At 66.8% G+C, this 12,612-nt stretch carries 15 protein-coding genes and 1 pseudogene; 6 read left to right on the top strand and 10 right to left on the bottom strand.

Going from position 1 to position 12,612, the window contains the following annotated elements; all coding sequences use genetic code 11:
• Positions 1-77: 77 nt before the first annotated feature.
• The 4 genes from ACWCO3_RS22285 to ACWCO3_RS22270 all read right to left on the bottom strand — a co-directional run bounded on the left by ACWCO3_RS22285 (position 78) and on the right by ACWCO3_RS22270 (position 3,516).
• Positions 78-1,232 (bottom strand): hypothetical protein, encoded by a 1,155-nt coding sequence (locus tag ACWCO3_RS22285; protein WP_450011806.1) that lies wholly within the window; start codon positions 1,230-1,232, stop codon positions 78-80.
• Positions 1,232-1,654: a hypothetical protein gene (locus ACWCO3_RS22280; protein WP_450011804.1), complete on the bottom strand. Its 423-nt coding sequence runs from the start codon at positions 1,652-1,654 to the stop codon at positions 1,232-1,234. Before ACWCO3_RS22280 ends, ACWCO3_RS22285 begins: the two co-directional genes overlap by 1 nt.
• Before the next feature lie 167 nt (positions 1,655-1,821).
• Positions 1,822-2,970 (bottom strand): ImmA/IrrE family metallo-endopeptidase, encoded by a 1,149-nt coding sequence (locus ACWCO3_RS22275; protein ID WP_450011802.1) that lies wholly within the window; start codon positions 2,968-2,970, stop codon positions 1,822-1,824.
• Between the two features lie 9 nt (positions 2,971-2,979).
• Complete coding sequence (locus tag ACWCO3_RS22270; protein ID WP_450011800.1) at positions 2,980-3,516, bottom strand: hypothetical protein; 537 nt, start codon at positions 3,514-3,516, stop codon at positions 2,980-2,982.
• A gap of 728 nt (positions 3,517-4,244) precedes the next feature.
• Here ACWCO3_RS22270 and ACWCO3_RS22265 point away from each other — a divergent pair.
• Positions 4,245-4,460, top strand: a complete 216-nt coding sequence (locus ACWCO3_RS22265) for a hypothetical protein (RefSeq protein ID WP_145786140.1) — start codon at positions 4,245-4,247, stop codon at positions 4,458-4,460.
• Positions 4,461-4,498: 38 nt separating this feature from the next.
• Here ACWCO3_RS22265 and ACWCO3_RS22260 read toward each other — a convergent pair whose 3' ends face one another.
• Both ACWCO3_RS22260 and ACWCO3_RS22255 read right to left on the bottom strand, forming a co-directional pair.
• Positions 4,499-4,849 (bottom strand): DoxX family protein, encoded by a 351-nt coding sequence (locus tag ACWCO3_RS22260; protein WP_145786141.1) that lies wholly within the window; start codon positions 4,847-4,849, stop codon positions 4,499-4,501.
• 144 nt (positions 4,850-4,993) lie between these two features.
• Positions 4,994-5,761: a hypothetical protein gene (locus ACWCO3_RS22255; RefSeq protein ID WP_145786142.1), complete on the bottom strand. Its 768-nt coding sequence runs from the start codon at positions 5,759-5,761 to the stop codon at positions 4,994-4,996.
• A gap of 189 nt (positions 5,762-5,950) precedes the next feature.
• Here ACWCO3_RS22255 and ACWCO3_RS22250 point away from each other — a divergent pair, with 189 nt between their 5' ends.
• Genes ACWCO3_RS22250 through ACWCO3_RS22240 form a run of 3 tightly spaced genes read left to right on the top strand, consistent with a single transcriptional unit; the run spans position 5,951 to position 8,597 of the window.
• Entirely contained in the window at positions 5,951-6,787 is an 837-nt protein-coding gene (locus tag ACWCO3_RS22250) for a CPBP family intramembrane glutamic endopeptidase (RefSeq protein ID WP_145786143.1), read from the top strand.
• The gene (locus tag ACWCO3_RS22245; protein ID WP_450011797.1) at positions 6,787-7,941 is read left to right on the top strand and encodes a sensor histidine kinase; all 1,155 of its coding nucleotides are present in this window, start codon (positions 6,787-6,789) and stop codon (positions 7,939-7,941) included. The genes ACWCO3_RS22250 and ACWCO3_RS22245 overlap by 1 nt, the downstream gene beginning before the upstream one ends.
• A complete protein-coding gene (locus ACWCO3_RS22240; RefSeq protein ID WP_145786145.1) occupies positions 7,938-8,597 on the top strand; it encodes a response regulator in 660 nt (219 codons plus the stop codon). Before ACWCO3_RS22245 ends, ACWCO3_RS22240 begins: the two co-directional genes overlap by 4 nt.
• A gap of 10 nt (positions 8,598-8,607) precedes the next feature.
• Here the strand turns inward: ACWCO3_RS22240 and ACWCO3_RS22235 are convergent, their stop codons facing one another.
• Together ACWCO3_RS22235 and ACWCO3_RS22230 are read right to left on the bottom strand one after the other, a co-directional pair.
• Positions 8,608-9,207: a ClpP family protease gene (locus tag ACWCO3_RS22235; RefSeq protein ID WP_450011794.1), complete on the bottom strand. Its 600-nt coding sequence runs from the start codon at positions 9,205-9,207 to the stop codon at positions 8,608-8,610.
• 136 nt (positions 9,208-9,343) lie between these two features.
• Positions 9,344-9,931 (bottom strand): helix-turn-helix domain-containing protein, encoded by a 588-nt coding sequence (locus ACWCO3_RS22230; RefSeq protein ID WP_450011792.1) that lies wholly within the window; start codon positions 9,929-9,931, stop codon positions 9,344-9,346.
• 176 nt (positions 9,932-10,107) lie between these two features.
• Here ACWCO3_RS22230 and ACWCO3_RS22225 point away from each other — a divergent pair, with 176 nt between their 5' ends.
• A complete protein-coding gene (locus ACWCO3_RS22225; RefSeq protein WP_145786147.1) occupies positions 10,108-11,121 on the top strand; it encodes a potassium channel family protein in 1,014 nt (337 codons plus the stop codon).
• Positions 11,122-11,167: 46 nt separating this feature from the next.
• On the opposite strand, the gene ACWCO3_RS22220 is transcribed toward ACWCO3_RS22225, so the two are convergent.
• A complete protein-coding gene (locus ACWCO3_RS22220) occupies positions 11,168-11,647 on the bottom strand; it encodes a MarR family winged helix-turn-helix transcriptional regulator (RefSeq protein WP_145786148.1) in 480 nt (159 codons plus the stop codon).
• 82 nt (positions 11,648-11,729) lie between these two features.
• Between ACWCO3_RS22220 and ACWCO3_RS22215 the strand changes: the two genes are divergently transcribed.
• Complete coding sequence (locus ACWCO3_RS22215) at positions 11,730-12,374, top strand: FMN-dependent NADH-azoreductase (protein ID WP_244312062.1); 645 nt, start codon at positions 11,730-11,732, stop codon at positions 12,372-12,374.
• Between the two features lie 69 nt (positions 12,375-12,443).
• Here the strand turns inward: ACWCO3_RS22215 and ACWCO3_RS22210 are convergent.
• Positions 12,444-12,612 (bottom strand): annotated as a pseudogene (locus tag ACWCO3_RS22210) (2-oxoacid:ferredoxin oxidoreductase subunit beta); the annotation flags it as partial.

Raw genomic sequence — 12,612 nt, 5'->3', positions numbered from 1 at the left:
CGTCCGGTAGGGCGCTCCACCTTGTCACCCTGGCCCTGGCCCGCTCCACGGAGTGTGGGTCGGCGGCAGACGGGATGTCAGGAGGGCTTCCGCTTTCCTGGGCTAGCTGCAAGCGACGGCGGGATCGGACTTATGAGATGCAGTGCGTCATCACTGATGACGATGACCACGTTCATGTGGTTCCGAGAATTGGGAAAGGTGCGCACCTTGACACTCTGACCCTCGAATATGCGCTCAACGCCCTCTTCACGCAGGAGGGTCACATTGTCGAAAGTCTCCACGACGATACCGCCGTCTCCCAGCCCATGAGCCGACAGCGCCTCAGGCAGCTTTCCGGTCCGTGACGGCTTGTCATTGTGCCCGAACACCTTGTACCGCGTGCTGAACCGATGCTTTGTGAACGTGTACTGACCGCTCTTGCGCTGCCCGAAGAAGGATGGCCCGTTGTTGAAGACAAAGTCCAAGCCGTCAAGGTCAGGCTTCAGCTGCTCAAGCGCACCATCGTCATGCTCAAAGCCAGTGACAACGTAGTCCGCCCGCGCTCCCTTGTGGTCCGGCAAGTCCTCCTTTTGGCCTTTCAGGAACTCAAGAGATGAAACGGAGGGATAGTTCACAAGCGAATATCCCACCCAGGTTGCCCGACGGGAAGCGCGCGATACGTCCGTAAAGCTATGCCCTATATCGCGGCGCGCCCAATCGAATTCGTCGAGGGCCACCCGGAGGCCATTGTCACCGCAGCTAGCTATAGCGGTTCCATTCTTAATTGACGTGGAAAGACAACGCGCAGAGAAACGCTTTTCACTCCGCAAGACCTCGGGCCTGGAGTCGTCTAAATTTAGATCAAAATGGAAAAGGCCGTTAGTGGTCGACACGTAGAGCCGCTTGTTGTACATCTGAAAGTCAAGCACAGCCCCGGCACCGAAAAGACTTTCATTCAGGCCATCAGCGAACCGTGGATATAAGATCCTAGCGTCTGCTGTCGCCTCTCTTCGCACAGCCCTGTTCAAGGCCGGTTCGGTTAAAAGCGATCTGACCATCGGTTGCGAGAAATGGTCATTCCGGAGGAAAAACATTTCCGTTAAGGGCGTTACCGCTCCGAAGATGTCATCCGACAGGCAGTCACGTAGATCAACTGATCGGATATCCATCTCCGGCGTGGCCACAAACAGACGCCCCATGTAGAGGAATGCGTCTTCGAACTCGCCAGGGATCGTGATCTCGAAGGACGGCATCAGATTCTCCGGTCTCTGATGCGGCGAGCGAAGCTCCTGGTAATGACGCCGTCCTCCACCCAGCGGGAGATCAGCTGGTCAGTGGGAGAGTCAGCATCACCACGCCGGCGCGGGGACACGGGGTAGCCATGCCAAGGCACCCCTGCGTTCGCATTGCTAGGGTGCTTGGCAAGTCGCTCGCCGGTCATGCCAAGTTCCGTTGAGCCATCTTCCTTGCCCAAGCTCCAGTAGTGTCCACGCTCGTCTTTCCAGTCCCCGTCGTCGCTCCTACAGAAGAGGTCATACTCATCCTCCGGGGAGACGTTTCGGTGCCATGCGGTCTTGACCGGACGGGCGCCGCGGTGAGTGAACATCGAGAGGTAGAGCTTACCGTTCGCCGTAGGCCCGTACAGGATCCCGTCCGATCTGGCATCCCCGGTCATACGGTCTCCTTGCTGGCGGGCTTCAGTCCGACACTCCTACATGGACCGCCAATCGTACCTTCTCGATGCTCGCAACGTTACCCCTGACCGGCTTACACCGGCAGATGAAGCGGGCCGTATTGCCGGATTTCGGACGAGGCTGACGTTCGATTGGAAGCTTGCAGCACCTAGGCTCTACGCGCACGGAAAGGTATGACATTGTCCCCCGGGCCGCCAGCAGTCAGCGATGCAGCAAATTCGACGGAGACTAGGCTGGCTGCTAGTTCTTGAGGCGCAAACTCGTGCGGTAGTTCATCGTTAGAGGCGTGTTGCGCAAGAATCTCCATCGCCAATTGTTCGGACCACCCCGCGCTCGCTGCCATCTGTTGAGTCCTGATAGCCGACCCATACGCAATCTCGGCCATCTTCCGCAGTGCTCGCGGCTTCTCTGGCGCCACATAGCCCGGTTCTTTTTTGTTCCAGCCCCGGGCACTTATCTGCTTGTAAAGGCTCAATGCGCGATCGCCGTCTATTGCACCCACCTCTCGGGCACGACGCACGAGGCTCTTGACCGAAACGCCCCATGTCGTCTTCAACATGGTTAACGCACTCAAGGTCGGGTTGCGAGGGATCGCGGCCTTCATTGCCGTGGAGGGAGTTAGAAGTTCTGCTGCGAACCGGTCCGCCTCGGCCTCTACCTCTTGGCCGACTTGACCCGGCTCATGCAGGAGAATGTGACCGATTTCATGAGCCATGCTGAACCGCACTCTATCGGCTGGAACACCTTGGAGCAGGGCTACAACGGGCTGCCCCTCTCGCCAGTAGCAAAAGGCGTCGAGGGTCTGGACTGGATAGGGAATGCCGAGGACCGCCACCCCAGCCCGCTCCAAGGCGAGAATCAGGTAGGGCAAGGGTCGATCGCGGGCGAATCCGAGAACTTGCCTCGCTCTTGCTGCCGCCTCTTCAGGTGATTCCCCCGCCTTCTTTGTCAGAAGAAAAGGCAAGGATCTGGAGTGCTGACGCAGGTCCTGGTATTTCTCGTCAATAAGCCGAGCCCACTGGAGGGCCGCCGACTTCTCGCCTTGGGTGAGCCTGCTTCGTGCGCGTAACTGGGGTGAGAGAACTGAGAGGTTTGGACGCGGGGGACGGTTGAAGAAGCTCGGTGCGACGCCGGTGACTGATGCGATCAGCGCCAGCGATTCATCATCGACTGGTGCTAGGTCCTTCTCGATCCTTGATAACTTGGACTGGGTTAGAGAAGGAACTTCGTTTGCAAGATCGGCCTGCGTCATCCGATGCATCTCTCGCACCTGCCTGATGCGCGTGCCGTAGATCATGTCCTCTCCCTAGGCCAACCGCGTGGCCTGCCAATCAGGTTCTAGGCCGACGAGGTCGTCGGCCCGCCTTGCCGCCATGTCCCGCGACACCTTGCCGCGCCAATCCAGTCGAAGGTTAGCGCGTTGATGATCTCCACCGAGGGGTCGCACCAAGATCATTGGGTCTTCGAGTGCACCGTCTTTGTCAAGCCACAGGAGGAGCAGGTTGTCCGTCTCCAGACCGGGGATCGTGGGCACCTGCCGCCAGAAGTCCTGACGGAGCCTGGACCGTCCGGGCACCGGAACCTCGATGGTCCCGCGCTTCTCGTCTCGCTGTGTGTGCAGGACGCGGATGGCGAGGCCGTTGTAATAGACCAAGATGCCCGACATGTTCAGGGTGGCGCTCTCATCGATGAGGTTGGCCCTTAACCCGGCCTCCTCCAAAACTCCGCAGGCATGCCGCCGGGCCGCGTGAAGGTAGAAGTGCGGGTCGTCGGTCCTGCGGTACATCTTGTCCGTGTGGTACTTCTGCGACTCCTCCAAGCCCTCCTCAAGGCTGCGGTACATGGTGTCAATGATGGGGTGAAGGGCACCAAGTGCCCCGCCGTACGATGCCATGTGCATAAGATGCCACGCAAGTTCACATCAGTCACGTCACGGCTCCGGCGTGTCGTGAGTTGCGCTCTGAACAGCCCAGCACAGCGTGGCAGTTGAAGCGTTGGCGGGCGCAGGTTAGCCCGACCGACCGACAACGGCGGGAAGCAGCGACACTCAACCGAGCGTTCTCCTCAGTCGAAGGTGAAGGCAGCGAGAAGGCAGCGAAAAGAACGTCAGACAGCGACAAAGCCTGTTGAGAACCGAGCACGAAGGCCATGGCGTCAGCACGAGACAGCGCCAGACGACACCCAGCGCTGCTGGGGAGCCGCGTTCGGGACGAAGAGGCCGTGGCTTGTACGCCCATTCGTACAGCCAGCCGGCTGACGGGTCCAGCCCGAGGTCGACGGTAGGCGACAAGATGGGCAGGCCGGCGGCAACCACCGACGCCGACACTGGTCATGATCTTTGCGAGGCAGGGTAGGCGCGCTTGCGGCTCGCCCTGCGGGCGGCCTCCGGCCGTCCTCGGGCGTCCGCAGCGCCTCGTGCAGAGTACGTGCAATGATCTTGATGCGGAGGCCGGAAGGCATCCCAGGCGCGCAGGTGGCAGCCACAGTGGTGAGACTGCCGCTGTCGCCTTCCTAAACCGTGTGTCGCAGGTTCGAATCCTGCCGGGGGCACCGCAAAGTACTGTGTTCGCTGTGATCCGGCAGACCATGGCGGTTTCCGTCGACAAGCCGAGCGAGGTCGAGGCGGCTGAGGTGTGGCTGACCGCCAACCGGGACGCTCTGACCTACGCCGAAGAGGACGGCGGCTGCGGCTGCTGCGTCCGGGTGTGGAAGTTGGAGGGGCCTGCCGAGGTGTTGGCGACGATTCCCTACGAGGTCTCGGCTTGCTCCAGCTGGGATACGGCCTAGCCGAACCCTCTGGCCGCGTCCGCGCTTCCTGCGCCGAGTCACCAGTGGTAGGCCAGGTTCACCGCCAGCGCGGCGATCGAGGTGGCGAAGAAGACCGCCCATCCCACGAGTTTGCGGGAGCCGACCCGCAGGTGTGCGACGAGCGCGCCGACGAAGTACAGCACGAGACCGGCGGCGGCGAGTGTTCCGATGAGTGGGACGGCGAAGCCGGCCAGCAGTCCCAGGGAGCCGGCGGCCAGCGCCGCCCCCAACTTCGGTAACCAGGAGTGCGGCACCCGCTTCATGTCCGCCTGGGCCTTCGGATAGTCGTGGCCCATCAGGTAGGTGACGGCGGCGATGCCGGTGAAGACCGAGGCGAGGATGGTGACAGTGACGTACGTGGCGAACATGTGCCCTCCCTTGTGGCTGTCTGCCTCAAGGACGGGGTGGGGCTGCGGGATGTTACGCGTGACGCTGTGACCTGAGGCACAGCGTGGGCTGCGGGAGTCCCGCAGCCCACGCTCGACAGGTGACGCCGAGGACGTGCCGGCGCGTCAGAGGAACTTGTACATGTCCGCGGAGGCGGCCTCGGTCTCGCCGGCCGGCGGTGCCTCCACCGTGACGGGCTTGCCGAAGTCGCTCATCCGCATCTCGCTGACGAGATCACCGAGGGTCTTCGTGGCGATCGTGTAGGAGAGTGCGGTCAGGCGGCCGTCGGCGTCGACGGTCGCCTCGAACGGGATCGCCTTCGGGTCCTTCGCCAGCTTGGCGGTCGACTCGAGGCCCGCGCGCATTCCGCCGTCCGTGCTGGCGGCGGCAGCGGCCTTCTCCAGGTCGGCGACACCCGTGTAGCGGCCGCCGCCGACCTCCTGCGCGGACACGACGCCGCCGATGAGGCCGGTCTGGGCCTTCAGGTCGAAGGACTGGCGCAGCGAGCTGTTCGGCCTGAGCTTGGTGAGGTCGATCTTCATCCACGGCTTCCCGCCGTCGGCGGAGTCCGACTTGATGTAGGCGGTGTCGCCGATGATCCGCGCCTCGATCGGTTCCGGGGCCTTGCCGGTGGCCTGGAGGGTGCGGGCGGCAGTGTCCATCTTTCCGGTGACGGTGACCGACTGGTTGCCGGCCTTTACCGAGGCGTCCATGGTGAGCGTGCCGGCGAGGCTGCGGTCCATGCCCTGCTTGACGGCGGCCACCGGCTCCAGTTTGGACGCACTGGGCGCGGCGGACGATCCTGACGCCGCGGGGGTGCCGGAGTTGGTGTTACAGCCGGCGACGAGGGTCGCGGCGAGGGCAATCGAAACAGCTGGGATCAGTCGACGCATAGACGTGACCCTAACCGCCCACCGCCACCGATTTTCCCACGTGGCAGCCGCCGCGCGAACAGAGGACGTTGTCCCCCGTGCGAGCTACCCGCAAGTGTCCACCGCGCGGTGACGACTCCTGACCAGCGGCTCCATAGCGTTTGACGTGGCCGCGGCGCTACCGCCGCGGACCTCGTTGAAGGAGTCATCATGCGCCTGTTGAAGCAGCTCGTCGCCGTTGCCGCGGTCGCCTTCGTCGGTGGCCAGGCCATCGCCGCGGTGGAGGGGAACGACGCGCTGACCCTGCTCCTCGGTCTGTCGACGGCCGTGGTCGCGGTCCTCGTCTACGGGTGGGTGGTACGGCGTACCGAGCGTCGCTCGGTCACCGAGTTGGCGCGGTCCGGGGCCGGCGCTCGGATCACCCGAGGGCTCCTGATCGGGTTCGCGATGTTCGCGGCGGTGATCGTCAACATTGCCTTCGTTGCCGACTACGACATCGACGGACTGGGCTCGGTGACCGGCGCGGTGGCGTTGCTCGGGTTCATGGCCGCCGCCGCCGTGACCGAGGAGTTGATGTTCCGGGGTGTGCTGTTCCGGATCGTCGAGGAGCGTACGGGCACCTGGATCGCGCTGGTGCTCACCGGCGTGGTGTTCGGCCTGATGCACCTGCTCAACCCCGACGCCAGCGTGTGGGGTGCGATCTGCATCGCGGTCGAGGCCGGGTTCATGCTCGCGGCCTGCTACGCCGCCACCCGCAACCTGTGGGTGCCGATCGGCCTGCACTTCGGTTGGAACTTCGCCGCCGGCGGGATCTTCAGCGTGGTGGTCTCCGGGAACGGCGACTCCGAGGGCCTGCTGGACACCTCGATGTCGGGCCCGGCCCTGGTCACCGGCGGCGACTTCGGGCCGGAGGGCAGCCTGTACACGGTGGTGGCGGGTGTGGCGCTGACCGTGGTGTTCATGTGGCTGGCCCACCGCCGAGGTCACATCGTCCCGCGTCGTCGCAAGGCGGTCATCGCCCAGGCGGCGCCGGTTACGGTTTCCTGATGATCGACCTTCGGATGGTCTCGGACTCGTGGCGGCGGTGGCCCGTCACGGTCCGGGATCTCCCGTTGGCGCTTCTGCTCGCTCTCGCGTCGGTGGTGCCGCCGCTACGCGATCACGGTACGCAGCTCGGCGACCTGCCGGGGCGTCCCTTCGACGCGCTGACCGTCGCGGTGATCGCCCTGGAGTGCCTCCCGCTCGCTGTCCGCCGACGCTGGCCTGCCCTCTGCCTCGCCCTGGTGTCGGTCGGGTTCGTGATCGACCAGCTGCGCGCCTATCACACGGTGGCGGGCTCCGCGTTGGCCATCGCGCTGCTGAGCGCGGGGGCGCACGTGCAGCGTCGTCGACGTATCACCAAGGTGCTGGGCTCCGCCGCATACGTGGCGCTGGCCGTCACTCTCGACCGACAGGGGTCGACCGAAGGCGTGCTCGGCTTCGCCACGTTCTATCTGTTGCTGGTCCTCGCGTGGGGCATCGGCGCGTGGTTGCGGGAGGCCCGGGCGGTCGAAGCCGAACGCCGTCGCCATGTCGCGGTGACCGCCCGTGCCGCCGAACGCACCCGCATCGCCAGCGAACTTCACGACATCGTGACCCACCATGTGACGGCGATGGTCGTGCAGGCCGAGGCGGCCCGCTACCTGACCGCCGCCCCGGAGCGCCTCGACACGACCCTGACCGCCATCACCGACACCGGCCGCCGGGCCATCACCGATCTGCGGCACCTGCTCGACCTGCTCAACCCCGACCACAGCGCTGATCCGCGTACGCCGGCCGTGGGCGAGCTGCACGCCCTCGTGGCACAGACCCGGCAGGCGGGTCAGCCGGTGGAGTTCACCGAGGACGGCAGCCCCGCGGAAACGACAGGCGGTGCCGAGGTGGCGGCCTACCGCGTGGTGCAGGAGGCGCTGACGAACGCCCTCAAGTACGCGCACGGCAGCCGCACCACTGTTCACGTACACCACGGCGAGAGGGAGACAACTGTGCAGGTCAGCACGGAAGGTTCGGGCTCGTACGCCGAGGGGCCCGGCGGGAGCGGACGTGGTCTCGCGGGTCTGCGCGAACGGGTTGGCGTTCTCGGTGGCGAGTTCAGCGCGGGACGGCACGCGGACGGCAGCTTCGTCGTGCGTGCCCGCATCCCCACCGGCGGCCCGTCATGACGACGCCGATCCGGGTGCTGGTCTGCGACGATCAGGCGTTGATCCGCACCGGCTTCGCGACCATCATCGGCGCTCAGCCCGACCTTGAGGTGGTGGGTGAGTGCGGCGACGGGCGTGCCGCGGTCGACCTCGCCAGGCGGCTGCATCCGGACGTGGTCGTGATGGACGTACGGATGCCGGTGCTCGACGGCATCCAGGCGACGCGCCTGCTGGCCGGTGCCGGAGTTGCCCAGCCCGTCAAGGTGCTCGTGGTCACGACGTTCAACCTCGACGAGTACGTGTACGAGGCGCTGCGCGCGGGAGCGAGCGGCTTCCTGCTGAAGGACGCCCCGCCGACCCAACTGCTGCACGGTATCCGCACCGTCGCGAGCGGTGCGGCGCTGCTGGCACCCGAGGTGACCCGACAGCTCGTGGGCAGGTACGCGGCGCGGATCCGCCCCGCCGAGGGCACGCCTGACGACGTCGGGCTGACCCCACGTGAGCTGGAGGTGTTGCGCCTGATCGCCGATGGTTTGTCCAACAGCGAGATCGCCGCGACGCTGGTGATCAGCCAGGAGACCGTCAAGACGTACGTGTCACGCATTCTCACCAAGCTCGACCTGCGCGACCGCGTGCAGGCGGTGGTCTACGCCTACCGCGCGGGGCTGGTGACGTAGGAGCCCGACGTCAGGCAGCAGGCAGCTGTTCGGCTCGGCTGAGCACCTGGTCGACGAGGCCGTACTCCCGCGCCTCCTCGGCGGTGAACCACCGGTCCCGGTCCCAGTCGCGCTGGATTTCGTCGAGCATTCGTCCACTGTGGTGGGCGATCAGTTCCTGCATCGTTCGCTTCACGTGCAGCATGTTCTCCGCCTGGATGGTGATGTCGGAGGCGGTGCCGCCCATCCCTCCGGAGGGCTGATGCATCATGATCCGCGAGTGTGGCAGCGCGTACCGCTTGCCCGCCGCGCCCGCGCAGAGCAGAAACTGCCCCATCGAGCCGGCGAACCCGAGCGCCAGCGTGGCCACGTCGTTGCGGACGTAGCGCATCGTGTCGTAGACCGCCATCCCCGCGCTCACCGAACCGCCCGGCGAGTTGATGTAGAGGAAGATGTCCGAGTCGGCGTCCTCCGCAGCGAGCAGCAGGATCTGCGCGCAGATCTGGTTGGCCGACTCCTCCGTCACCTCGGTGCCGAGGAACACGATCCGCTCCCGCAGCAGCCGCTCGAACACCTGATCGCCGAAGGACGGCTGTCCGCCGTCCCGCATGGTCGCGTCGTACCAGATCATGTGCCGCCACCCTCCACCGTGCCGGCGGGCGACGGGACCGCCCGGGGAACCGGCTCCTCCAGCGTGCGCCCGGCGGCGGTCGCGGCCGAGGGATTCTGCCGGCGGCAGATCGGCCCAGGGCAGAACCCCGGCCGGCCTACGCCCGGGTCAGCCGCCGCCGGCCCGTCCGGGCCCGGCGGCAGGCCAGCATCTTGGAGGTACGCGGACCGGGGTGCCCAGCCGGTGCGGAGGCGATCAGTCGAACTCGCAGCCCCGCTCCTGAAATGGTCGACCCGATGGGGTCGGTTGGACCGCCGGCGTGCAGGATCGGCCCGCCCAGCCGCAGCACCGGTCCGGCCGGCTGCCGTGCGGGGGCACCGGCGGCGGCCACGGGTGGCGTCGCCCCACCGCGCTGAAAGCCGATTCGGAGTGCGGGGCCGGTCTCGTTGCGTGGGGCGGGCACCTGCTCCAGCCGGCCCAGAGCGGCCCGGGGCGCGGCGGGGATGCGACGCTCGACCCGGCGCAGGTCGTCGCGGGCCGCTTCGAGCAGGTCGGAGAGTTGGATGCCGAGCGCCCGGCAGATCGCGGCCAAGACCTCCGAGGAGGCTTCCTTACGCCCCCGTTCCACCTCGGACAGGTAGGGCACCGACACCCCGGCGGCGGCGGCCACCTCACGCAACGTGCGGCCCTGGCTCTGGCGTAGTCGGCGCAACACTCCGCCGATGACTCGTCGCAGCAACGACATGCCGGCCTCACTTTCGCGGTCGTCGTCGGGAACACCCTCATCATGCCTGTCCCCGGCCGTCCGGGCCGACCCATGCGGGCCCGCGCTGTATCGTCCGACGCAACCCGGACGTGCGGCTGGCGTCGTACCCGCTATGTTGTGGTCGTGCAGGCGACGGCGGGGGAGCAGGTTCGACGGTGATCCATTTCCCCGCGCAACGTCGGGGCCCACTGAGCGCGCTGAGCCTACGGCTCGCCGCTGCCCTGGGCCTGGTCTTCGCCGTGGTCGCCGCGGTCTACCTGGGCCGGGACGGCTACCGCGATGTCAACGAGGACGGCCTCACCCTGCTCGACTGCTTCTACTACGCGGTCGTGTCGCTCTCGACCACCGGGTACGGGGACATCACGCCGGCGGCGCCGTCGGCTCGGCTGGTGAACGTCCTCTTCATCACCCCGGCCCGAGTGATCTTCCTGATCATCCTGGTCGGCACCACTCTGGAAGTCTTGACCGAGCAGTACCGGACCGGCCGTCGCCTGTCGCGGTGGAGGAGAGCCGTGAAGGACCACGTCATCATCTGCGGCTACGGCACCAAGGGGCGCAGCGCGGTCTCCGCCCTGATGGAGAACGGTCTGGACCGCTCGCGGATCGTGGTGGTGGAGCGCAGCGCCACCGCGCTGCGGCAGGCCACCTCGGCCGGGCTGGTGGCCATCGAGGGCTCGGCGACCCGCTCGTCGGTGCTGAACGAGGCGCACGTCAAGAACGCGAAGGCCGTGATCATCGCGACCGACAGCGACGACGCCTCGGTCCTGGTCGCGTTGACGGTCCGACAGCTCACGGCCGGGCAGGTCCGGATCATCGCGGCGGCGCGGGAAGCGGAGAACGCCCCGCTGCTCAAGCAGAGCGGCGCGCACCACGTGATCGTCTCCTCGGCGACCGCGGGTCGGCTGCTCGGTCTGTCCACCTCGGCTCCGCCGCTGATCGACGTTGTGGAGGACCTGCTCACTCCTGGGCAGGGCATGGCGCTGGCGATGCGCTCGGCGGAGCGGGACGAGGTGGGCCGCTCGCCGCGTGAGCTGGACTCACTGGTGATCGCTCTGGTGCGGCGGGGCAAGGTGGTCACCCTGGCCGATCGCGCGGGCGCGGTGATCGAGACCGGCGACATGCTGGTGCACGTACGCGACGACCGCCCCCAGTCGGCCACGACCGCCTGATCGTCATCTGCCGCTCTGGCGTCGCGGTGGCCTCAACGGCCTGCCGTCAGAGTGAATCGTCCCCGGCGCAGATCGTCTCGGTGCAGTTGACCGCCGTGCCGGCGGAGGCCCGGCTGAGCAGCTCGTAGAGCGTCTCCCGTTCGTCGGGGCCCAGCGCCCCCAGCACCTCGTCCTCGGCGCCGGCGAGGGCGCATTCCGCCTCACTGAGCCGTTTCGCCCCGTCTTCGGTGAGTTCGACGACGTGTCGGCGGCGGTCCTCGGGTGAGCGGCGCCGCTCGATCAGCTGCTTCGCCTCCAGGTCGTTGAGCAGCCCGACGATGTTGGTGCTGTCCATTTCCAGGATGGTGGCGAGCGCCTGTTGACCGGTGCCGCCACCGGCGCGCAGCACGGTGAGCGCGACCAGGTGCCGGGGGCGTAGCCCCAGCGGCGCCAGCACCGACTCCGATCGCAGCCGCATGCGCCGGGCCAGATGGTCCAGGAGTGCGCCCGAGCGGTGCTCCGAGGTGTCGAGCGGCTGCGCGGACATGTGACCCAGTCTACCGACTCTCAGGAACATCGGCCTGCTATAAATAGTTGGTGATGCACAGACGATCCTTGGAGGAGGAATAATGCACTTGCTGCATATCGACTCAAGCATTCGGGGTGACTGGTCGGTCAGCCGGAGGCTCACCGCCCGCGCCGTCGCCAACTGGCGCGCGGCTCACCCAGACGGCACGGTGGCCTACCGAGATCTGGGCAAGGACCCGCTGCCGCACCTGGACGCGGATGGCGGTCTGGCCCGGATGACGCCCCCGGACCAGCACAGCCCGGCGCAGCGCGAGTCCTGGGAGCTCAGCGAGCGGCTGGTCGACGAGGTCAAGCAGGCCGACGTGGTGCTGCTCGGGCTGCCGCTCTACAACTTCGGCGCGCCCAGCAGCGTCAAGTCCTGGGTCGACCACCTGATCGTGCCCGGGTTGGCCTACGACCCGACGACCCAGCAGGGCCTGCTCGGCGACCGCGAGTTCGTGGTGCTGGCCACCCGGGGTGGCGGCTACGGCGAGGGCACCCCACGAAACGGCTGGGACCACGCTGAGCCGTGGCTCCCGCACGGCCTGTCGATGACCGGCATGCAGCCACGGTTCATCAGCGCCGAGCTGACCCTGGCACCGTCGGTGCCGGCGATGGCCGAGCTGATCCCGCTGCACGAGGCGAGCCTCGCGGCGGCCGAGAAGGAGATCGACAACCTCTGGCTGCCGGCCTCCGCCCAGCGCTGAGGCAGCGCCGGTACGACGAGAGCGGCCGCCCCCGGACTGGGGACGGCCGCTCTCGTCATGAACGACTGATCAGAGGATCGTCCAGGTGTCGCCGCTGCCCAGCAGGCCGGCGAGCTGCTGCTCGGGTGTCTCGGTGACCGTCGCCTTGGCCGCCGCGAGCTGGCCCTGCACCACGCTGTCGTAGGACGGCCGGTCCACCGAGCGGAACACCCCGATCGGGGTGTTGCGCAGGTCCAGG

Source organism: Micromonospora sp. NPDC002411 (assembly GCF_053592955.1).
The sequence above is the reverse complement of the archived record's forward strand: the minus strand, read 5'-3'. Positions and strand labels throughout refer to the sequence as shown.